Origin of the sequence: Legionella micdadei, from assembly GCF_000953635.1 — a bacterium.
Classification (GTDB): domain Bacteria; phylum Pseudomonadota; class Gammaproteobacteria; order Legionellales; family Legionellaceae; genus Tatlockia; species Tatlockia micdadei.
This window is the reverse complement of the sequence record NZ_LN614830.1, coordinates 119,116-139,417: the sequence shown is the minus strand read 5'-3', so window position 1 is coordinate 139,417 and position 20,302 is coordinate 119,116. Positions and strand designations below refer to the sequence as shown.

Here is a 20,302-nt window from a genome sequence, read left to right as displayed (position 1 = left end):
CGGGGGCCTAACTACCCAAGAGCTGCCTGAGTATCTTGGCCCAATACCTAATCTACTCAATGTTTTCTTTCTCTATTTCTGTCTTGCGAGATAAGCCTAACTTCTCTTTCAGCCGTGCAACTGCATTAGGATCAAATTGCCGAGCACTCTTATGTTTTACAATCACGGAAGGGGAACGCGTCGTTTGCACAGAAGCATTTTGCATGCTGTAAGCAGGAGCGCGCTCTGGAAAAGGGGGGATAATTTCTTGGCTTGGTTGAAAACCCGGTTGGCTTAACCTACTGGATTGGTTTGGCACCTTACTGAGCAGATTTTTGCGTGCATTACGTGCACTTTTCTCAACTCGTTTTTTAATTTTAACCGCCGCCCTCTCCGCTTCTTCTTCAGTCACCATGGCAACAGGATTACCATCTAAATCAATTCGCATTTCACGCGCTTTAAGGCAGGTTAAATAATCAATGCGACGGGTAAATAGAACTACTGCCTCACGAAGCTTGCTCTTCGATATCCCTGCTTCTTGTGCTTTATCTGCGTAAGCTAAGATATCATGCATAATTCCTGTTTTGAGCGGTCGAATTCGTAAACTATTATCAAATACTTGCGGAAAAGTAACTGCTAGCCATGATAAAGCTTCATTACGAGCTTTCTTTGATTTATTTTTTTGTGTTTTATTAATTACAGCTGTCCGCGGATGAAGCTCTTGTCTTCTCATTCTTCTACTACCCTTATTAGACCTTATTAGATAACCCTCTACTAAACGTCAATAGCAAAGACAACACCGCTTAAAGGATTATTCAGGAAGTGTGCGGGGATGTAGATTGCTATATTGGAAAAAGTTTCCATTTAAAATGCGCATACAATGTACAGCGTTTACCCTTGATTTGCAAGCCCTCCACCCTGCGTAATTAAGGGTTTATTGACAGTCATCCTCAGCAAAAAAAAGTTAAGAACGTGACCGCGGTTCGCAAATTTAAAATTAATCAGTGTATACTTTAGTTAGGTTAATCTGAGAGGGTAATTAGCAGATGATCAAGAGTTTCTTCATGGGCTTTCTAGCAATCTTTTTCCCGTGGCTAGCCTTATTAATAGAAGATAACCCAGGAGGCGCGTTAGTAGCCTTGATTCTACAAGCCTCAGTCATTGGTTGGCTTCCTGCAACTGTATGGGCATGGCGCACTGTTCGTGAAACTCGTAAACTCGAATTAGCTGAAAAAAGAAAAATAAAGCAAGCTGCAAAAGAAGCAAGAAAAAGGGCAAAAGCAGAAGCCCAAGAGGAAGCTACGGCAGAAGAGGTTCAAACAGAAATTAAAAAGGGAACAGAATAATCGGCACTTCTAATTGGAGAAAGCATGCAAACGCGAGTTATTGTAAATGGTGCAAAAGGCAAAATGGGTGCGCTTGCTTGCCAGACCATTCAAAATCATCCCGACTTTGAATTCGTAGGAGGTTTAAGTAAGCAAGATGATTTACGCCGCTCCATATTTGATACCAAAGCAGAAATTGTGATTGATCTTACCCGCGCAGATTGTGTCTTTGATAACAGCTTGGCAATCATTGAGAGTGGTGCACATCCAGTTATAGGAACCAGTGGTCTGGTGGATGAGCAAATTGAAATCCTTAAAGACAAGTGCGCAACGAAGAAATTAGGAGGAATAATTGCACCGAATTTTTCAATTAGTGCAATTTTAATGATGCGTTTTGCCGCTCAAGCGGCACGCCTTTTGCCGGAAGTCGAAATCATAGAAGCGCATCATCAACAAAAATTAGATGCACCTTCAGGCACTGCAATGAAAACAGCCGAAATGATAGCCAAGTCAAGAACGTCTAAAAAAAACGAGCTCGCTTTGCATGAACTTCTGCCGGGCTCGAGAGGAGGCACGCATCATGGCATTAACATCCATTCGCTTCGTCTACCTGGTGTGATTGCCAAGCAAGAAGTTATTTTTGGCTCGCTTGGCGAAACCCTGACCATCACCCACAATAGCATCGATAGGGCCTCTTTTATGCCTGGGATTGTTATTGCATGCCAGCGAGTATTAGCGCTTAACCAGCTTTATTATGGACTAGAAAATGTATTGGATTTCTGAGTAGATTAAATCGTTTGACCCGACATAGATTACAATTAAGATCCGAATCTTGGGTCAAACGACTCAACTGACTCATCACGATATACTTATCTTTATATTATTTGCATTGAACTCGTAAGCCTCAATTTTAATTCGATCCAGTGTCTTAAGAGTCTCTTCCATAAGGGCTTCCGGGTCTATAGCCTCATTTAACTTCCAGATACAATCATAAACCGTTTGGGTAGCAAGGCTCCTACTGTCGCTTACTTTGGGGCGCTTCGTAATATCTGAAAAGATTTCCGCTAAAATAAGGGCCCGCTTTGCATTCTCGCTGTCACTCCGAGGCGCAATATGCGTTTGAATTTGCCCAATTCCCTCTGGTCCTGATTTAAAAAAACTCTTCCAATAAGGCAAATTATGTTGCCAGAATTTCTTCTCTTGCAGTATCGCATTTAAGCGGCTAAGTAATGCGAGCTGACTTTCATCCGATAATTTTAAGACTTGCATGATAAAATTTGAGAAGCCTGGCTTAAGCAAATAAGCTTCATTGACAATCGCAGAAACCTCATTATTCGAGGCCAAAATATCACTTATCTCCAAAGCACGAGGATCTTTTAACCTTTTTTTAATTTCTTCGGCAATATCGGCTGGCCAATAAGATTCTGGTGTTTTTGTTCCTGGACAACCATTCGCACTTTTATCCGCGCCGGCATAACCATGCCCCCAAACAAAAATCTCTGCCGCAATTTTAACAAAATTTTCCCTATCTTTGCCTTTATCAAAATAACTTGGCCATTTTCCATAGGTTGAACGATAGAGGATTGCTGCAAGGGTGTGGCATATTTCGATCCATTTTCTGTCTTTACCGCTTACGCAAGATCCATAGCTTTTTACCCCTGTTTTAATACTCAACAAATGCTCATAGGTGCTTAAGAACAACTCTCTTCCATTGTAATCCAGGAAAGTAGCGGTACCATATCCAGAGTTTAATAAGGCTTTATAGTCTGCAGCAAGATGGGCCACATCAGCCAAATTTTCTCTATATGCGAAATATTCTTTCTCGTTAGTTTCCTTTCGGCTAGTCATGTATAAGTGATTGATACAAGCCTGCCGCCAATTCGGCCAGCGCCTCAATTGTTCAGCGTTCGCGTGAAAAAAGGCAATCAATTTCCCTTTTATCTGTGTCTCATCAGCACTCACCACGTGCTGGGATTCAGTAAACGCTTCCTCCATTAATTTTTCTATTTTCGGCACATCCCAGTCTTGAGGGTTCTCTAACTCAGGTAACCCATCCAATAGGGCAAACGACTCCGCAAGTCGCCAAATGGCAAGGCACTCTGGATTACTCGAACTGGTGTAATCAATGTATTTTGCACAATTATAAGGATGATTCGTTGGGTAAATGGTTGCTTTTTTAGTTTCTGCTACCCAAGCCACAACACGTTGGCGTTCCTGCTCAAGCTCATAATCAGGTGCAACGAAAAATTCAGGGCTAATTAACGTCTGAAACAAAAACATATCGCCGTATTTAAGTATTGTTTCCATATTACGATGCGTGTGCACATCCAAAACCTGACGTGGTTTCTTCAACTCATCGCGAGGCACTAGATGGCTAGAACAGTACCTAGGTTCATGCTCTTCAAGAATTTTTCCATCCGCATCGAGAATGAAAGAGCGAAACCGACGGAAATTACGTACCCCAGGAATCGTGCACAAACGACTCGGTATAAAGGCAACCGCATCAACCACTCTACCTTTTGGCTTTGTGGTTGCCCTTCGCAAACTTTCTTTTAAAAACCGCTGTTCGTAGCCTTCCAAGGTTAAAAACCAATAGGGCAACTTTCTTAGGCCTTCTATATCCGACGTAAAATGCTCTAACCCTGCTGACCCAATTTTGATAAGAGTTTTTTCTAGCTCATTGACCCGGGTCTCGAAGGCACTTGGAACGCCTTGTGGAGATGCAAGTGAGTTAAGCAGTTTCTGTTGATCGGGAGGCAATAAATGATACCAAGCAGGCAAATTATGACCATTTGCGATAGCAGCTAAATCTTGTTGCAGGGTCTTTGTGGAGGCCAACTCCCTCAGATCGACTGCAGAGACCATTTCTTTTACGAATCGTTGCTGCTCTAGCGCTAAAGAAGTGTACCAACTAGGTAAATTCTTATCCTCTTTGATCGCTTGAAGAGACTGCTGGAAAACGACTGAATGCTGCCTTTTCGCTTCATACAAAGCTTTTATTGCAGGCCAAGCCGTTAACTTAAACTTATTAAGTTGAAATTTTAGACCAACCGCGACATCTTGATTGTCAATAGAGTGGAAATACAATTGTTGATCACTCGGTAACCTGCGAAACCAATCCGGTGTAGTCTGCACTGAACTAGCATTGATGGTTTCTAACTCAGCAAGCGTTTCCTCAGAACAAGGTGGAAGTTGTTCATCCCACAGTAATACGAAGTCATTGGGGTTATAAATGTTCATCTGCATGAGCGTGGCGAGATCATGCCCTCCTTTTTGCATGATCACATACTGCTCAGCTTTATTTAATAACTCGGTAGCCACTGCCTCGTCCGTTACTTCATCGCCAAGATCGCAATGATCAAGTAAGCCGCCAATTAATTGTGCTGTGTACTGTGAAAGCATTTTTTGATACGCCTCGATTGGCTCCTTGGCAGGAAAAGCACACTGCGTTTTGCACCAGGTAAGGTACTTTCTAAGCTGTTGGTCATCTGAACCAGGTTTAAGTGGAACTGTATCAAGAATAAACTTAAACGCATCAGCCAATATATCGGCCCGCCTCCTGTATATTTGTTGCAAGTTGGGCTCATCACTGCAGCGCTCTACCGCAATATTGTCGCCAAAAATGTTTTTTAAACTTTCGATTAATGCTTCGGTAATCTGAATTCGTTCAGCAATACGGATTATTTTTTTCTTTGCCATGACCACATTCCTTGCCTTCATAGGTGATTTATTATTCAATAAATCTTACTTCGAAACAATTCCACTTGATACTACTCAATTTTCATCTACCATCCTTTCAAAAGAAAGGGTTCGTGCTACACTAATAATTCCCAAGTTCCTACGGATGGTATAAGGATGGCAACAACAAAAAAGGGAGATTATATAGGATACTCCGACGCCGGCATTAACGAAGCGATTCAAAATGCCTTGAAAAAAGCAGGCGAACACAGCTATTTTGAAGTGATTGAAACGCGTGGCTCTCAAATAGGCGAAGATAAAAGGCAATACGAAGCCACTATTACCGCATTTCTCGACTAAACATTAACTAGGGAATAAAGGAGTATAGAATGGGTTATGTAGTTCCGCATTATATTGGAGGCGAAAAACTTACCATTTCCACTGCAAATCCACATACGATATACAATCCGGCACTTGGCGAAGCAATTGGACAGGTTTTTTTCGCAGATAAGGCAATTTGTGATAAAGCTGTTGCTGCCGCTAAAGCGGCCTTCCCCTCCTGGTCTGCCACAGCACCAATTAAGCGGGCACGTATCCTATTTAAATTCAGGGAACTTTTAGAAAAATACCAATCTGATTTGGCGCAACTTATCACTAGAGAGCACGGTAAAACATTAGAAGACGCCAAAGGATCTGTCGCGCGTGGAATTGAAGTCGTTGAATTTCATTGTGGCCTTGTGAACCAACTGCAAGGCAATTTTTCGGCAGACGTGACGACTCACATCGATTGCCATACTATCCGTCAACCTTTAGGTGTCTGCGCGGGTGTGTCCCCATTTAACTTCCCAGTAATGGTCCCTGTATGGATGCTTATCCCCGCAGTGGCCTGCGGTAATACATTTATATTAAAACCTTCTGAGCAAGATCCCTCAGCACCCATCCGCTTGCTTGAATTACTCACCGAAGCAGGGCTGCCTGCCGGGGTTGCGAATTGCGTGCAGGGTGATAAAGCAACTGTCGAGTATTTATTAACTCATCCCGATATCAGTGCGTTTACAGCTGTTGCCTCAACTCCTGTTGCTAAGGCAATTTACACCAGTGCTACTGCACATGGAAAACGGGCACACACTTTTGGCGGTGCAAAAAATCATTGTGTCGTGATGCCTGATGCGGATTTAGATCAAGCCGCCAATGCAATTGTTGGCGCCGCTTTTGGTTCTGCAGGTGAACGTTGTATGGCCATTTCCGCTGTTGTGGCAGTAGGCGAACAAACAGCCGAGAAGTTATTAGAAAAATTAACTCCTCTTGTAAAAGCCATCCGTGTTGATGCTGGAGATGTCCCTGGCAGTGATATGGGTCCCTTAATTAGCCGCCCCCATCGAGAGCGGGTTCTCGCTGCAATCGACAAGGGAGAAGCCGAGGGTGCTAAATTAGTAGTGGATGGGCGGTCTTTTAAGCATCCAAAATATCCCCAAGGCTACTTTGTTGGGCCAACCTTATTTGATCAGGTCACCGAACCCATGTCGATCTATCAAAACGAGATTTTTGGTCCGGTGTTAGTTGTACTTCGCGTTAGCAGTTTTGATGAAGCCTTAAGTTTAGTCAATCGCCATCAGTATGGTAATGGCACCGCTATTTTTACGCGTGACGGTTATAGTGCCCGTGAATACACTCAGCGCGTCCAGGTTGGAATGGTGGGGGTGAATATCCCAATTCCAGTGCCGATTGCCAGCCATCCATTTGGCGGTTGGAAAAATTCCGCTTTTGGCGATACCAATATGCATGGTTCAGAAAGCATCAACTTTTACACAAAGCGTAAGACAATAACCAGCAAATGGCCTGTTACTGATTTAAGTAAAGGTGCTTTTGCTATGCCAACTCACGAATAAATCAGAATCCAGATAAGGAGAGCAAGGATGGTGCGCATAGGGTTCGTAGGCCTTGGACACATGGGCTTGCCTATGGCTATTAATTTAGTGAAAGCAGGATACCAAGTTACTGGTTTCGATTTACAAAAAGAAGCCGTTGATTCCTTTACCAACTCAGGCGGTATAAAGGCTTTAAGTTTGGCAGATGCTGCAAAAAATCAAGATGTCATCATTACGATGCTGCAAACAGGAGAGCAAGTCAGTCAAGTTTGTTTAAATGACAACGGCCTATTTGCCAATGCTGCGGCCAATAGCTTATATATCGATTGTTCTTCCATCGATGTAACAACCAGTAGAGAATTACATCGGCAAGCAGCCATGAAGGATCTTTTGGTCGTGGATGCACCAGTTTCTGGAGGTGTCGCCGGTGCCCAAGCAGCTACGTTGACTTTTATGGTCGGTGGAGAAGAACAAGCGTTTGCTCAAGCCAAACCAATTCTTTCCGCGATAGGCAAAACAATCATCCATACCGGTGCAGCAGGAAGCGGACAAGCGGCAAAAATTTGCAATAACATGATTTTGGGAATCTCGATGATTGCTATTTCAGAAGCATTTGTTTTAGCTAAACACCTTGGATTATCAGAGAAAAGTTTATTTGAGGTAGTTAATAGCTCATCGGGCCAATGCTGGGCTATTAGTAAATATGTACCAGTACCCGGGATTCTTCCTAATGTCCCTGCCAATAACAATTATCAGCCAGGGTTTACATCAGCCATGATGCTAAAAGATCTAAATTTAAGTCAAAATTCCGCTGCCGCGGCTGGCATTGAAACCCCCATGGGTGCGCTAGCCACAGCCACCTACCGTCAATTTAACGAAGCGGGACAAGGCCAATTGGATTTTTCAGCCATTATTAAAGCCATTGCTAATGAATAGGTAGAGTATGAACAGGGAAAGATTTGCTCAAGAAATTAATCCTGAAGCAATAGAACAATTCTGGGCTAAGATCGCAGCACAATATGTCAGTTGGTTTAAACCCTGGAAAACCGTTTTGCGGGGAAGTTTAGCAACAGCTGACGTTCGATGGTTTAGTGAGGGTAAGCTCAATGTCAGTGTCAATTGCATTGATAAGCATCTTCCCCATAAAGCTAACCATCCAGCCATTCTGTGGGAAGGTGATGAAGAAAATCAGCAAACGCAGCTGACTTTTGCAGAACTACACCAAGAAGTTTGTCGCATCGCTAATGGCTTAAAGTCGCTCGGGATTCGTAAGGGGGATCGTGTTGGTATTTATCTGCCTATGATTCCAGAGGCGGCAATTGCCATGCTTGCTTGCGCACGTATTGGCGCTGTACATACAGTGGTTTTTGCTGGTTTTTCCGCTAAGGCTTTGCGACAACGCCTGGAGGCTGCGGCTTGCAAACTGCTGATTACTGCGGATGGCTATCATCGTGGCGGTAAGTTTTTTTCACTCAAGCCACAAGCGGATGAAGCGTGCAAGAACTTGAATATACATTGTTTAGTGGTGAAAAATAGCGATACTTTTACCCCTTTCGATCCCAAGTCCGATTATTGGTGGCACGAAATAAAAGATCAAGCTAGCCCAGATTGCCCGCCTGAACCGATGGATGCAGAAGATCCCTTTTTTGTGCTCTACACTTCAGGCAGTACTGGCCAACCGAAGGGGCTTGTACACACCACGGGGGGCTATTTAGTTCAAGTTGCTTTTAGCCATGACCATATTTTTCGCTGCACTGGGGATGAGGTATTTTGGTGTACTGCTGATATTGGCTGGATAACTGGCCACAGTTATGTTGTTTATGGCCCTTTATGCAATGGAATTACGACTTTAATGTTTGCTGGCATTCCAACCTGGCCAAATCCATCACGCTGTTGGAAAGTTATCGATAAACACGAAGTAAGTGTTTTCTACACAGCACCAACCGCAATTCGCGCCCTCAAACGCGAAGGGGATGATTGGTTAGCAACCACTTCCCGTAAATCGCTGCGCCTGCTAGGCACAGTAGGTGAGCCAATTAATCCTGAAGTGTGGCAATGGTATCATGATCAAGTTGGTTTAAACCGCAGCCCTATTGTTGATACTTGGTGGCAAACTGAAACAGGCGCCATCATGATTTGTCCACAGGAAAATTTAGAATTTGCTAAACCGGGAGCTGCCAGCAAACCATTGCCTGGCATTTATCCAGTGCTTCTCGATGGGCAAGGTAATGAAATAAAAGGGGCAGGAGAAGGCGCACTAGCGATTAAATACCCTTGGCCATCAATGGCAAGAACCGTGGCCGGCGATCATCAACGTTATCGGGCAACCTATTTAATCAATGGATACTACATAACTGGTGATGGCGCACGCCGAGATCAGGATGGTGACTACTGGATTACTGGCCGTATTGATGATGTCATCAACGTTTCAGGACATCGCTTAGGAACGGCAGAAATTGAAAGTGCACTCATTCTTCATCCTCAAGTTGCTGAAGCAGCTGTTGTTGGGATCCCTCATGCGCTGAAAGGGCAAGGAATTCATGCCTTTGTTAGTTTGAAGGCCGAAAGTAGCCCAAATCCGCGTTTGGAAGAGGAATTAATCGATATCGTCAAAACAACCATTGGAAGCATCGCCAAACCTGATGTCATTCAATGTGTGACTGATTTACCTAAAACGCGTTCAGGTAAAATCATGCGGCGGGTTTTGCGTAAAATCGCTGAGAATGAGGATATTCAACTTAGCGAGCTTGGGGACTTATCTACCCTAGCTAATCCACAAGCAGTTGATAAATTAATTGCAGAGAATAAAATGACGCCATCTAAATTAGAGGATTAGTACACAGTGGCAATTCAGAGAAAACCCCGTATTATTATTGGCATCAGCGGTGCCTCTGGCATCATATACGGGATTCGCCTACTGGAATGCTTAAAAGAATGCGAGGTTGAAACGCATTTAATCGTATCTAAAGCTGCCCAACAAACGCGCGCTTTTGAAACAACTCTTTCAGCGTCACAGCTTAATCATTTGGCTGATAAGCACTACAATATTAACGATATTGCTGCCTGCCTCTCAAGCGGCTCCTATCAAACATTAGGGATGATCATCGCCCCTTGTTCGATGCGAACCTTAGGCAATATTGCTTCTGGTAATTCGGATACGTTATTAACCCGTGCAGCAGATGTCATATTAAAAGAAAGGAAACGCCTCATTTTAATGGTTAGAGAATCACCGCTTCATCTCGGCCATTTAAAAAACATGCTCGCAGTCACTGAAATGGGGGCAATCATTGCTCCTCCGGTTCCGGCATTTTATAACCATCCTCAAACCATAGATGATATAATTAATCATACGGTGGGCAGAATTTTAGATTTACTTGATCTTGATCTCGGCCTTGTTCGCCGCTGGGGCGAAGATTCTTAAACCTAGGCAACTTGCCTAATATTCTCGATAATTCAAAACATATGAATTTTATAAATCCCCCTAATTTGGTTACTGATAACCAATTTAATACCCAACAAGCAATTCACTATCAGAATGAATGGGCCAATCTAATTCGCACGGAAGAAATTAAACAACGCATAAAAACGGTTGCCGGACTTGATATAGCTTACGACTTAGAAAGCAACCGGGCATTTGCAATCGCGGTGGTTCTCGATGCAGAATCTCTTGCTATTCTTGAAGTCAAAAAAGCAATGAGTGCAATCGAAGTTCCCTATCGCTCAGGTTTCCTCTCTTTTAGAGAACTTCCCTCTCTCGTTAAAGCGATTAATCAATTGGCCATCAAACCGGATCTGATCGTTTGCGATGGGCAAGGTATGGCTCATCCTAGGCGTTTCGGTTTAGCTTGCCATTTGGGGTTAACTTATGACACCCCAACTATCGGTTGTGGGAAAACAAAACTTTATGGACGTCACGAACAGCCTGGCAAAAACCGAGGTGATTTTTCCTATCTTTATGATAATAAGGAAAATATCATCGGTTGCGTTTTACGAACCCGCACGCAAGTTAATCCTGTTTACATCTCAGTTGGCCACAAAATTACTTTAGCCGCAGCGCGCGAGTGGATTTTAAGATTATCACCCAAATACCGTATACCTGAAACAACCCGGATAGCGGATCGATTGGCTGATGAATTTAAACTAGCTGTCAAGTGTTAAGGCAAACCACTCATTTAGCTTACTAATCAACCCGTCAATGCCTTCTTTTTTCAAGGATGAGAAACTTTGCACAGTAATCAGACCACCCATGGATTGGTAAAACTGCTTTACTTTCAGTACCGTACTTTTCGTCTCGCCACGGCTCAATTTATCCGACTTTGTGAGAAGAATATGCACCGGCAATTGTCTCCTGATCGCCCAATCAACCATCATTTGATCGAGTTCTTTCAAAGGATGGCGGCAATCCATCAACAAGATTAAACCCCGCAGGCATTGCCTCACTTCCAAATAATGCGCTAAATTTTGCTGCCAATCTTCTTTTATGTGCTGGGCAACTTTCGCGTAGCCATAACCAGGCAAATCAACAAGGCGACGGGACTCATCAATACCAAATAGATTGATGAGCTGTGTTCGGCCAGGTGTTTTACTGGTGCGAGCCAATTGCTTAATCCCTGTTAAGCAATTCAATGCACTTGATTTTCCAGCATTCGAACGCCCTGCAAAAGCCACTTCAAAACCTTCATCGGGAGGTAATTGACTAACGCGCGCAGCACTTTTCAAGAATACAGCTCGAGTATAAGGATTTATTAACATTTACTTTAAATTCATTTTGGGATTTTTACACAAGCAGTGTACCATTAAATCAGATAAAACCGCGGGAAGAGAATGAAAAAAATCTTGTGTGCCATTTTTTTGCTCGGCACAGTTTTAACTTGTATCGCTGATACACTAGAAGCAGAAGCGCTAAAATCAGCTGTATGTGCAGCCTGCCATGGGCCGCAAGGTGTGAGCAGTAATCCACAATGGCCTAATCTCGCAGGGCAGCATGCGAGCTATCTTATCAAGCAGATGCATGATTTTAAAAAAGGTACTACGCGCAATGCTGCAACAATGGCGGCAGTATTAACCGATTTAAGCGATCAAGATATCGTTGAATTAGCAAATTATTATTCTAATCAATCGATCGCAGAAGGGGAAACGCCAGAAAAATTTTTGAAACGGGGTGAACTCTTGTATCGGGGTGGTGATTTTTCTAAACACATCACAGCCTGTATTGCCTGCCACGGTCCTAAAGGTACCGGAAATGCACAAGCAGGGTTCCCTGTGTTAACTGGGCAGCATGCTGAATATACTATTCAGCAATTACAGGCATTTAAAGACAGGAAACGAACAAATGACTTAAATTCCATTATGCGTGATATCAGTGAACGCATGAGTAAGGAAGATATGGAAGCAGTGGCTTATTACATTCAAGGCTTACATTAATACGGCCGCGTGGTTAAACCCAAAACGGAGAACCCAGAGTTTTGCCGAGTTAGCATCAGGACTTAATTATATTCCTGGTTGGAAGTATTTAAATTAAAAAGAGAGACAAAATGATGTTGAAACAGGTGATATCTATTATTTTTTTATTCCTACCTTTATTGGGCTTTGCCGAAGAGTTTGTTGCTGGCAAAGATTACGAGTTAATTAGTGGGGTGAATGAGACACCGGCTCCCAGTAATCATAAGACTCCTGTCACTGAGTTTTTTAGTTACGGTTGCCCCTGGTGTTACCGAATCGAACCAGCGCTTGAAAGTTGGGTAAAACAGAAAGGCGAGACCATTCAATTTTCACGCGTTCCTGTAATATTTCATAAAGATTGGGCTTATTATGCTAAAGCGTACTACACCGCCCATCTCCTAAATTTAGAAAGTAAACTCAATCCTCTTTTATTTAAAACGATCCAAGAGAAAGACAATTCAATGAATTCTAATCAAGCGATGGTCGATTTTTTCACTGCTCAAGGCGTAGACCCGACTACAGCAAAAAGTGCTTTTGAGAACTCAACGACAATCGATATGCAAATCAATGAAGGCACAGCGTTAATGGCTCGCTACCGTGTTAATGGGGTACCTGCTTTTGTTATTGCCAATCAATATAAAACCGATTTGCAAATGGCTAAAGGGCAAGAAAGGTTACTTAAGATTCTTGATTTCTTAATTACTAAAGCAAATAAAAATGAGATTAAATCTGGGGTAAGACAATCATGAGTCAAGAAGATACTTACTGGCTTAAACTGATTTCAGAAATTCAAGCCCTCGCTCAAAATGGGCTTGCTTATTCCAGTAGTGAATTTGATACCCAAAGGTACTTACGATTTCGTGAAATTGCTGCCGAGTTTGCCAGTCGTTTTTCAACCCATTCCTATGAGGAAATCAACCAGCTGTTTTCATTAGAGGAAAGCTATGCAACCCCGAAACTTGATGTGCGTTCATTTGTTCTCCAAAACAACAAATTGTTATTGGTAAAAGAACGCTCGGATGGTTTATGGACTTTACCAGGAGGCTTTGCAGACGTGAATGAATCCCCCTCAGAGGCAGTCGTGAGAGAAACAAAGGAGGAATCAGGTTTCGATGTTTCGCCATTAAGATTACTTGCATTATGGGATAAGCTCAAACACGCTCACCCCCCTCAATGGCCACATGTGTATAAGTGCTTTTTTCATTGCGAAATCATTTCTGGAGAAAAAATGGAAAATCTAGAAATTGCCGAGATCGATTTTTTTAGACTTGATGAATTACCCCCGTTATCCACCCATCGGGTAACAAAAAAACAACTGCTCCGTTTATATGACATGGTATTTAAGGAAAATAGAACCCTGTTTGATTAGTCAACCAATTGGCCTTTTTAAGAAACTTAGTCTTGGCTGAGGAGGCTTTATCTCTCCTCACATACAGTATAAAAGCCATGACGATAAGGGTTGCTTCGGGCTCTAAAAATATAGTCACGGCATTCTTGACCCCGATCATCCACGTAACGTTTTTCCAAGCGAAATGAAAAGTCGCCAAAATTCATGTCTTGTTGCCATTCACGTTGTTCGCGGGCTCTATTTTCTTCGTCCATTTTATGGAGAAATTTGCTTAACTTACTCGCATGCCCGGTTGTCATGAGCAGGGAAATAAAAACAAGAAAGATTAATTTTTTCATAATTAGACACCAAAGAAATCACAGCGTGCAATATTAAAACATATTTCCTCTGAAAAACAAATACTAAGTAAAGCACAAGCAGTGTATACTCAATGGCTTATGCGGTAATAACTCCCGACGACATCGAAACAATGAGGAACCTGAACGGTAATTTAGGTTAGAAGCAGGAACATAATGTCAAGCCAATATTCAAAAATAAATCTGGCGCTTGCCGTATTGAGTATGCTCATCTACCTTCTGTCTTTATCCTATATCGACTATCCAGCAACAACCATCTTAAAACCACTGCCAATTGTCTTTCTCATCCTATTTAGCTTAAAAAATCATAATCCAGAGGTAAAAAGTTTACTGCTTGCGGCACTCAGCTTCTCCTTACTTGGCGATATCGCCCTCACTTTGCCTCTCGATCTAGCCTTGCAACTGGCCATTTTGTCATTTATTTTGGCCCAATATGCTTACATTTTGCTGTTTTTAAGAATTGCCGATTTTCAACATAAACGTTTACCCACCTTCCTTGCCATCCTAATCTTTCTAACCATCGGTTTTTACACCATTTATCCCTATTTGGGAGAAATGAAAGTACCGGTCATTGTCTATACGTGCTGGCTAATCCCTATGATATTTTGTGCTTTGCATGTAAAGCAACACACCTCGATAGTCAGTCTCGGAGCCTTTTTATTCCTCTTTTCCGATCTAGCTTTTGCAGTGAACCAATTTATTTTTGCAAATGATCGATTGATCTCCATTTTAGTGATGTACCTTTATTATTCCGCCCAATTTTTATTAGTTCTAGGTACATCAGTGATCAAAAACATAACCATAGCCAATCTTGAACTTAATCGATCACCAGGCTGAGTACGTTCCAGAAGTTGAATTGATTTTGATTAAATCCCCCTCCCCCAAACTTCGTGCAGGGAAGAGGGGAAGGTGTAGTATTGATGCAATAACGCCTAAACTGCAATCGGCGCTTTAATCGCGGGGTGGGATTGATAATTAATGAATTCAAAATCCTCATATCGATATTCGAATAACGACACAGGCTTGCGTTTTATAATCAACTGCGGCGGGGGGAAAGGAGTGCGCTGTAATTGAGTACGGGCTTGCTCCAAGTGGTTTAGATACAGATGGCAATCCCCACCCGTCCAAATGAAATCCCCAACCTCAAGATCACATTGTTGCGCCACCATGTGGGTGAGTAAAGCATAAGAAGCAATATTAAACGGTACCCCTAAAAAAACATCCGCTGAGCGCTGATAAAGCTGACAGGAGAGACGATTTTCGGCGACATAAAATTGAAATAAAGCATGGCACGGCATCAATGCCATCTTGTCTAGTTCCCCCACATTCCAAGCACTAACAATTAACCGCCTTGAATCAGGATTGTTCTTAATTTGTTGCAATACTTCTGATAATTGATCAATTATTCGTCCATCTGCAGCAGGCCAAGCCCGCCATTGTTGCCCATAGATGGGGCCTAAATCACCTTTACTGTCTGCCCATTCATCCCAAATTGTCACCCCATTCTCGTTTAGGTACGCAATGTTTGTATCGCCTTTTAAAAACCATAACAACTCATGGATAATGCTGCGGGTATGCAGCTTTTTTGTAGTGACTAAAGGAAAACCCTGGGAGAGGTCAAAACGCATTTGATAGCCGAAAACAGAAAGGGTGCCTGTTCCAGTCCGATCCGTCTTTTCCACACCTTGTTCTAGAATGTGCTCTAGAAGCTGTAAATACGTTCTCATTGTTTGTTTCCCCGGTTTAAACAATACAACCCGATCAATAGCATCGGGATGGATAATAATTGCCCCATAGTCAGCCAATTAAATGCGATATAACCTAACTGCACATCGGGCTCACGAAAACATTCAGCAAGTAAACGGCAAATCGCATAACCGACTAAAAACATGGCAGATACCCGGCCCACGGGTCGTGGCTTTGCCGCATACCACCACAGGAAAACAAATAAAACAACGCCTTCCAAACCTAACTCATACAGTTGCGAGGGATGACGTGGTTGGCCATCGGAATGAGGAAAAATCATTGCCCAAGGCACATCTGTTACCCGACCCCACAATTCGCCATTAATAAAATTACCCAATCTTCCCGCGCCCAATCCTAAAGGAACAAGTGGTGCTAGGAAGTCAGTAACTTGTAAAAACGGTTTTTTAAATTTGCGCGAGAATAACCACATCGCAATGGCCACCCCAAGCAATCCCCCATGAAAAGACATCCCACCTTCCCATAATTTAAAGAGAGTCCAGGGTTGAGTGAAAAATTGATAGGTATTGTAAAACAGCATGTAGCCCAATCGCCCGCCGATAATGACACCTAAAGCCCCATAAAAAATTAAATCGCTAATTTGTTCAGAAGTCCAATCCAACTTATAGTGTCGAGCCCGCCATTGCGCCAAACCCCAACCACCAATAAAACCAAGCAAGTACATCAGGCCATACCAATGGACTTTGATAGGGCCTAACGAAAAAGCAACCGGGTCAATTTGCGGAAATGCTAACATGGATATACCTTAAAAAAGTGTTCGTATAACAAGTAAATCAATAGCAGTTACGATCAGTAACGCAATAAAACCATACTTCAATTGCTTGACCGGTACAACATAAGTTAATTTTGCACCGAGAGGCGCAAAAAAACTACTAGGAATTGCAATGCACAAAACAGCTGGCCAATAAACAAAACCGGTACTATAGGCTGGTAATCCGGGTTCGTTTGCCCCCGTAATGATAAAAACAACCGTACCCACTGCTGCCACAGTTAATGTCGATAAAGCAGAAATCGGCGCAATTTTTATTATTTCTAAATTACAATAACTAAGATACGGAACTGTCAAAGCACCCCCACCTACTCCCAGTAAACCCGCTATACAGCCTATGAAAAAATTAATTAGCCAATTAACCCAAGTGGGAGGGAAATGGTAGGGTTTAATTTCCTTTTTACTCATATCAGCAAGCATTTTAATGGATACAAACAGCAAGAAAAAGCCAAATAGCATTCTCAGCCAAAAAGTCGATAATTGATGGGAAAGTAAAGCACCACTGATAGCACCGACCACGATCCCTGGCCATAAGCGTTGATACACGCTCCACAAAATACCACCTTGTTTATAATGCGTGCGTATGGATGATTGAGAAGTAAAAAGCATCACAGCTAAAGAGGTAGCTGCAGCCATTTGCATCACTAATTCTTGGGGGAAATTCGCCTTATGATTAAAAATAAAAGCCAAAGCAGGTACAACTACGATACCGCCGCCTATTCCCATAATGCCGGACACCAACCCTGCCGCTATGCCTGCTAAAATATAGAGGCTGCCATGAGAAAGAATTTCAATTAGACTCATGCTCGTAATAGCTCGGATCTCCTTAACTTAATGGCACAAGGCGGGATTACTTAGCTCACGCTCGGCCTGCCCGAACCAAGGTGCCTAATCCCTCTTCCTCCAAAGCTCGTTGCAAATGCAACCTGATTTCAGCAGGGTGCTCCAACTCAAGTACATCTGCGAGCACTTTGCGCGCATGCGCTAAGGTGATATTGCGAATAACCCATTTGACACGCGGCAAGCTGGTTGAGTTCATGCTTAAAGTATCAAACCCCATAGCGAGCAATAACATTACTGCTAATGGATCAGAAGCCATCTCACCACAAATACTGACCTCCACACCCGCAGCATGGCCACCCTCGACTACCTTCATAAGCGTACGTAACATGGCAGGATGGAAGGAATCATAAATGCCAGCAACGCGGGCATTGTTTCGATCGACAGCAAGGAGATATTGGGTTAGATCGTTGCTGCCCACGGAAAGAAAATCGACTCGTTTTGCCAATTCTTTCGCGAGGTACACAGCAGCGGGCACTTCAACCATGACTCCAAGTTTGGGTTTTTCAATAAGGCAACCTTCTTCTAATAATTCTTCAAAAGCTTGTTCCACAAGAAATACAGCCTCTTCCACTTCGCTCAGGTTAGTGACCATTGGCAACATAATGCGCAAATTATTTAGCTCTTCACTTGCACGCATCATCGCGCGAACCTGCATTAAGAAAACATCGGGGTGATCGAGAGTCACCCGGATACCACGCCAACCTAAATAAGGGTTATCTTCTGTAACAGGAAAATAGGGAAGGATTTTGTCACCACCGATATCCAACGTACGCATCGTGACGTACCGCGGCGCGAAAGCCTTGAGAATTTGACGATAAATAATGTATTGCTCATCTTCTGAGGGGAAGCGATCCCGACTCATGAAAGGGACTTCCGAACGGTATAGACCTACGCCCTCAGCACCCACGCTCATTGACAATCCCGCATCCATCGCAAGACCGGTATTAACCTGCAAAGAAACACGGTAGTTATCCAACGTTTCAGCGGGCTTGTCACGCAAACTCACTAAACTTTGGTTCAGTTCCTGCTCTTCCCGCGCTAATTTTTTAAACTCAGAAAAGATAGCTCTGGATGGAGAAACATAAACGTGGCCAAAATAACCATCGACTACAACAGCCCTCCGCGACAGATGTTCAACCTTAAGCCCGCGAACCCCCATTACAGTGGGAACTCCCAGAGCACGGGCCAAAATTGCCACATGGGAATTATTCGCTCCCTTCGCTGACACGACGCCAACTAATTGCCCCTCAGGCACCTCCGCTAGGGCGGAAGCGGTAATTTCCTCACCAATTAAGATTGTACGGCGGGGGTAGGCAATTTCTTCACGCTGAGCACGCTGTAACTCAGCAAGTACCCGGCGGCCTAAATCACGAAAATCGCTGGCTCGCTCCCGAAGATAATCATCTTCCATACTTTCAAATTGCTGCACGTGTTTTTTGATAACGACGGACAAAGCGGCTTGTGCACTGATTCTCTCTTCACGGATAACCTGTTCAACTTCTGCGCCTAGACTATCCTTATCAAGGATACGTAAATAAACATCAAATAAGGCATGCTCGTCTTCAGCAACGGTGGCTTTCATGCGCCGGCTTAGGCGTTGCATGTCTTCACGCGCAGCTTGTAGCGCTTCAAAAAAGGCTTCAACTTCTTCATCAACCCCATCGACAGTATGGCGCGGGACAGAATCAATATCCGCTGCAGGATAGACCACTACCGCAGTTCCAATCCCGATCCCAGGTACTGAACCAACCCCAGTCAGGGCAACAGAAACTGCTTCCCCTTTAGTTGTCCCGGCCGGTTTAGGCTGTGTGAGCTGGGCTAATTCCCCTGTTGCCTCAGCATGGGCAATCACGCCGCCAAGTTGGGCAGCCAAGGTAATTAGGAAAGCCTCTTCAGCATCATCAAAGCAGCGGTTTTCCGCACGTTGAACGGACAATACACCGTAGAGCTTCCTGTGTTGGATAATAGGGACGCCTAAGAAGGAGAGCAGATGCTCTTCACCAAGCAAGGGATTATGATGAAAATCGGGGTGAGAAGGCGCATCTTCGATATTAATGGGTTCTTCACGCCTGCCAACCAGACCAATAAGACCGCTCTCTAAGCCTACACGCACTCTGGATTCAGCTTGTTTATTCAAGCCATCGGTGGCAATCAGTACGTATTCGGCGTGTTTATTGTCTATCAGAAATACAGAAACGGCGTCAGCATCAACTGCTTTGCGTACCCGCTGCACAAGAATAGATAGTGCTTCAGTTAAATGGCTTGCTGTAGTTACATCCTGGACGATTCGTTTCAGTATTTTTAACATTATCGACTATGATTACCTCGCCTACGTCGTGCACCAAAAGGAGTGCGGCGTTTCTTTAACAGATACTCTAATTCTTTCATAGCTTGAGCATAAACTTGCCGTTTGAAAAAAATAACCTGCTCGGGAGGCTCGTGATAATCAATCCAGCGCCAACTGTCGAATTCTGGTGAATCGCTTAAATCCAAACGAACTTTTTGCTCACAAGTGACTAGTTTTAGTAAATACCATTTCTGTTTCTGGCCGATCACTAAAGGCTCACTGCCATGACGAAGATACTGCTTTGGCAAACGATATTTTAACCATCGTTTTGTAACGCCTAACACCTCTACATCTTCTCTATCTAAACCGACTTCTTCGCGTAACTCTCGATACATTGCTTCAAGCGCTGTTTCCCCAGTGGCTAATCCGCCTTGCGGGAATTGCCAAGCATCATGGCCGTTACGTCTACCCCAAAAAACACGACCGGATGAGTTGGTAAGAATAATACCAACATTCAACCGGTATCCGGCACGATCAATAACCATTTTTCACTGCTTACACTAAACCGTTAATACCTTGATTTTTCCACAAAGTACAAGAGGTTGGCAAATAAATCTGCGTTTTTTAGCCGATTTATCTTGAA

The 20,302-nt window shown here is 43.4% G+C and carries 21 protein-coding genes; 12 read left to right on the top strand and 9 right to left on the bottom strand.

Annotation, left to right across the window (positions count from 1 at the left end; genetic code table 11):
- Positions 1-52: 52 nt before the first annotated feature.
- Positions 53-712 (bottom strand): ProQ/FinO family protein, encoded by a 660-nt coding sequence (locus LMI_RS00660; protein WP_045098087.1) that lies wholly within the window; start codon positions 710-712, stop codon positions 53-55.
- 331 nt (positions 713-1,043) lie between these two features.
- Here LMI_RS00660 and LMI_RS15780 point away from each other — a divergent pair, with 331 nt between their 5' ends.
- Entirely contained in the window at positions 1,044-1,325 is a 282-nt protein-coding gene (locus LMI_RS15780; protein WP_064102967.1) for a YqaE/Pmp3 family membrane protein, read from the top strand.
- A 24-nt stretch (positions 1,326-1,349) separates the two neighbouring features.
- Complete coding sequence (dapB, locus tag LMI_RS00650) at positions 1,350-2,087, top strand: 4-hydroxy-tetrahydrodipicolinate reductase (RefSeq protein WP_045098085.1); 738 nt, start codon at positions 1,350-1,352, stop codon at positions 2,085-2,087.
- A 75-nt stretch (positions 2,088-2,162) separates the two neighbouring features.
- Here dapB and LMI_RS00645 read toward each other — a convergent pair whose 3' ends face one another.
- On the bottom strand, positions 2,163-5,003 hold the full coding sequence (locus LMI_RS00645) for a hypothetical protein (protein WP_045098084.1): 2,841 nt from the start codon (positions 5,001-5,003) through the stop codon (positions 2,163-2,165).
- Between the two features lie 156 nt (positions 5,004-5,159).
- Between LMI_RS00645 and LMI_RS00640 the strand changes: the two genes are divergently transcribed.
- The 6 genes from LMI_RS00640 to nfi are packed head-to-tail and all read left to right on the top strand — an operon-like array spanning position 5,160 to position 11,008.
- Complete coding sequence (locus LMI_RS00640; protein WP_045098083.1) at positions 5,160-5,342, top strand: hypothetical protein; 183 nt, start codon at positions 5,160-5,162, stop codon at positions 5,340-5,342.
- Between the two features lie 29 nt (positions 5,343-5,371).
- The gene (locus tag LMI_RS00635) at positions 5,372-6,871 is read left to right on the top strand and encodes a CoA-acylating methylmalonate-semialdehyde dehydrogenase (protein ID WP_045098082.1); all 1,500 of its coding nucleotides are present in this window, start codon (positions 5,372-5,374) and stop codon (positions 6,869-6,871) included.
- A gap of 27 nt (positions 6,872-6,898) precedes the next feature.
- Positions 6,899-7,786, top strand: a complete 888-nt coding sequence (mmsB, locus tag LMI_RS00630) for a 3-hydroxyisobutyrate dehydrogenase (protein ID WP_045098081.1) — start codon at positions 6,899-6,901, stop codon at positions 7,784-7,786.
- A gap of 7 nt (positions 7,787-7,793) precedes the next feature.
- Positions 7,794-9,686 carry an acetate--CoA ligase gene (gene acs, locus LMI_RS00625; protein WP_045098080.1) on the top strand — a complete coding sequence of 631 codons (1,893 nt, stop codon included), beginning with the start codon at positions 7,794-7,796 and terminating at the stop codon, positions 9,684-9,686.
- 6 nt (positions 9,687-9,692) lie between these two features.
- The gene (locus LMI_RS00620; protein WP_416419569.1) at positions 9,693-10,271 is read left to right on the top strand and encodes a UbiX family flavin prenyltransferase; all 579 of its coding nucleotides are present in this window, start codon (positions 9,693-9,695) and stop codon (positions 10,269-10,271) included.
- 41 nt (positions 10,272-10,312) lie between these two features.
- A complete protein-coding gene (gene nfi / locus LMI_RS00615) occupies positions 10,313-11,008 on the top strand; it encodes a deoxyribonuclease V (RefSeq protein ID WP_045098079.1) in 696 nt (231 codons plus the stop codon).
- Here nfi and yihA read toward each other — a convergent pair.
- Positions 10,991-11,602 (bottom strand): ribosome biogenesis GTP-binding protein YihA/YsxC, encoded by a 612-nt coding sequence (yihA, locus tag LMI_RS00610; protein WP_045098078.1) that lies wholly within the window; start codon positions 11,600-11,602, stop codon positions 10,991-10,993. The two genes, nfi and yihA, sit on opposite strands and share 18 nt — an antisense overlap.
- 72 nt (positions 11,603-11,674) lie before the next feature.
- Here yihA and LMI_RS00605 point away from each other — a divergent pair, with 72 nt between their 5' ends.
- The 3 genes from LMI_RS00605 (at position 11,675) to LMI_RS00595 (ending at position 13,661) form a co-directional block, all read left to right on the top strand.
- On the top strand, positions 11,675-12,274 hold the full coding sequence (locus LMI_RS00605; RefSeq protein WP_045098077.1) for a c-type cytochrome: 600 nt from the start codon (positions 11,675-11,677) through the stop codon (positions 12,272-12,274).
- Between the two features lie 113 nt (positions 12,275-12,387).
- Entirely contained in the window at positions 12,388-13,041 is a 654-nt protein-coding gene (locus tag LMI_RS00600) for a thiol:disulfide interchange protein DsbA/DsbL (RefSeq protein WP_045100472.1), read from the top strand.
- Entirely contained in the window at positions 13,038-13,661 is a 624-nt protein-coding gene (locus tag LMI_RS00595) for an NUDIX hydrolase (RefSeq protein WP_045098076.1), read from the top strand. Before LMI_RS00600 ends, LMI_RS00595 begins: the two co-directional genes overlap by 4 nt.
- A gap of 47 nt (positions 13,662-13,708) precedes the next feature.
- Here LMI_RS00595 and LMI_RS00590 read toward each other — a convergent pair whose 3' ends face one another.
- The gene (locus tag LMI_RS00590) at positions 13,709-13,978 is read right to left on the bottom strand and encodes a hypothetical protein (protein WP_045098075.1); all 270 of its coding nucleotides are present in this window, start codon (positions 13,976-13,978) and stop codon (positions 13,709-13,711) included.
- A gap of 174 nt (positions 13,979-14,152) precedes the next feature.
- Between LMI_RS00590 and LMI_RS00585 the strand changes: the two genes are divergently transcribed.
- Positions 14,153-14,833, top strand: coding sequence for a lysoplasmalogenase (locus LMI_RS00585; protein ID WP_045098074.1), 681 nt, complete (start codon positions 14,153-14,155; stop codon positions 14,831-14,833).
- A 95-nt stretch (positions 14,834-14,928) separates the two neighbouring features.
- Here LMI_RS00585 and thyA read toward each other — a convergent pair whose 3' ends face one another.
- The 5 genes from thyA to LMI_RS00560 are packed head-to-tail and all read right to left on the bottom strand — an operon-like array spanning position 14,929 to position 20,204.
- Positions 14,929-15,723 (bottom strand): thymidylate synthase, encoded by a 795-nt coding sequence (gene thyA / locus LMI_RS00580; protein WP_045098073.1) that lies wholly within the window; start codon positions 15,721-15,723, stop codon positions 14,929-14,931.
- Positions 15,720-16,496: a prolipoprotein diacylglyceryl transferase gene (lgt, locus tag LMI_RS00575; RefSeq protein WP_045098072.1), complete on the bottom strand. Its 777-nt coding sequence runs from the start codon at positions 16,494-16,496 to the stop codon at positions 15,720-15,722. The genes thyA and lgt overlap by 4 nt, the downstream gene beginning before the upstream one ends.
- A gap of 9 nt (positions 16,497-16,505) precedes the next feature.
- Entirely contained in the window at positions 16,506-17,333 is an 828-nt protein-coding gene (locus LMI_RS00570; protein ID WP_045098071.1) for a sulfite exporter TauE/SafE family protein, read from the bottom strand.
- 55 nt (positions 17,334-17,388) lie between these two features.
- Positions 17,389-19,680, bottom strand: a complete 2,292-nt coding sequence (gene ptsP / locus LMI_RS00565) for a phosphoenolpyruvate--protein phosphotransferase (protein ID WP_045098070.1) — start codon at positions 19,678-19,680, stop codon at positions 17,389-17,391.
- Entirely contained in the window at positions 19,680-20,204 is a 525-nt protein-coding gene (locus tag LMI_RS00560; protein ID WP_045098069.1) for an RNA pyrophosphohydrolase, read from the bottom strand. Before LMI_RS00560 ends, ptsP begins: the two co-directional genes overlap by 1 nt.
- Positions 20,205-20,302 lie beyond the last annotated feature (98 nt).

Coding starts and splice junctions, on each gene's coding strand:
- yihA (WP_045098078.1), bottom strand. CDS start 11,602: ATGTTAATAAATCCTTATACTCGAGCTGTATTCTTGAAAAGTGCTGCG.
- nfi (WP_045098079.1), top strand. CDS start 10,313: ATGAATTTTATAAATCCCCCTAATTTGGTTACTGATAACCAATTTAAT.
- acs (WP_045098080.1), top strand. CDS start 7,794: ATGAACAGGGAAAGATTTGCTCAAGAAATTAATCCTGAAGCAATAGAA.
- LMI_RS00645 (WP_045098084.1), bottom strand. CDS start 5,003: ATGGCAAAGAAAAAAATAATCCGTATTGCTGAACGAATTCAGATTACC.
- lgt (WP_045098072.1), bottom strand. CDS start 16,496: ATGTTAGCATTTCCGCAAATTGACCCGGTTGCTTTTTCGTTAGGCCCT.
- LMI_RS00660 (WP_045098087.1), bottom strand. CDS start 712: ATGAGAAGACAAGAGCTTCATCCGCGGACAGCTGTAATTAATAAAACA.
- LMI_RS00560 (WP_045098069.1), bottom strand. CDS start 20,204: ATGGTTATTGATCGTGCCGGATACCGGTTGAATGTTGGTATTATTCTT.
- LMI_RS00605 (WP_045098077.1), top strand. CDS start 11,675: ATGAAAAAAATCTTGTGTGCCATTTTTTTGCTCGGCACAGTTTTAACT.
- LMI_RS00595 (WP_045098076.1), top strand. CDS start 13,038: ATGAGTCAAGAAGATACTTACTGGCTTAAACTGATTTCAGAAATTCAA.
- ptsP (WP_045098070.1), bottom strand. CDS start 19,680: ATGTTAAAAATACTGAAACGAATCGTCCAGGATGTAACTACAGCAAGC.
- LMI_RS00640 (WP_045098083.1), top strand. CDS start 5,160: ATGGCAACAACAAAAAAGGGAGATTATATAGGATACTCCGACGCCGGC.
- LMI_RS00590 (WP_045098075.1), bottom strand. CDS start 13,978: ATGAAAAAATTAATCTTTCTTGTTTTTATTTCCCTGCTCATGACAACC.
- LMI_RS00600 (WP_045100472.1), top strand. CDS start 12,388: ATGTTGAAACAGGTGATATCTATTATTTTTTTATTCCTACCTTTATTG.
- LMI_RS00635 (WP_045098082.1), top strand. CDS start 5,372: ATGGGTTATGTAGTTCCGCATTATATTGGAGGCGAAAAACTTACCATT.
- LMI_RS00570 (WP_045098071.1), bottom strand. CDS start 17,333: ATGAGTCTAATTGAAATTCTTTCTCATGGCAGCCTCTATATTTTAGCA.
- mmsB (WP_045098081.1), top strand. CDS start 6,899: ATGGTGCGCATAGGGTTCGTAGGCCTTGGACACATGGGCTTGCCTATG.
- thyA (WP_045098073.1), bottom strand. CDS start 15,723: ATGAGAACGTATTTACAGCTTCTAGAGCACATTCTAGAACAAGGTGTG.
- LMI_RS15780 (WP_064102967.1), top strand. CDS start 1,044: ATGGGCTTTCTAGCAATCTTTTTCCCGTGGCTAGCCTTATTAATAGAA.
- LMI_RS00585 (WP_045098074.1), top strand. CDS start 14,153: ATGTCAAGCCAATATTCAAAAATAAATCTGGCGCTTGCCGTATTGAGT.
- dapB (WP_045098085.1), top strand. CDS start 1,350: ATGCAAACGCGAGTTATTGTAAATGGTGCAAAAGGCAAAATGGGTGCG.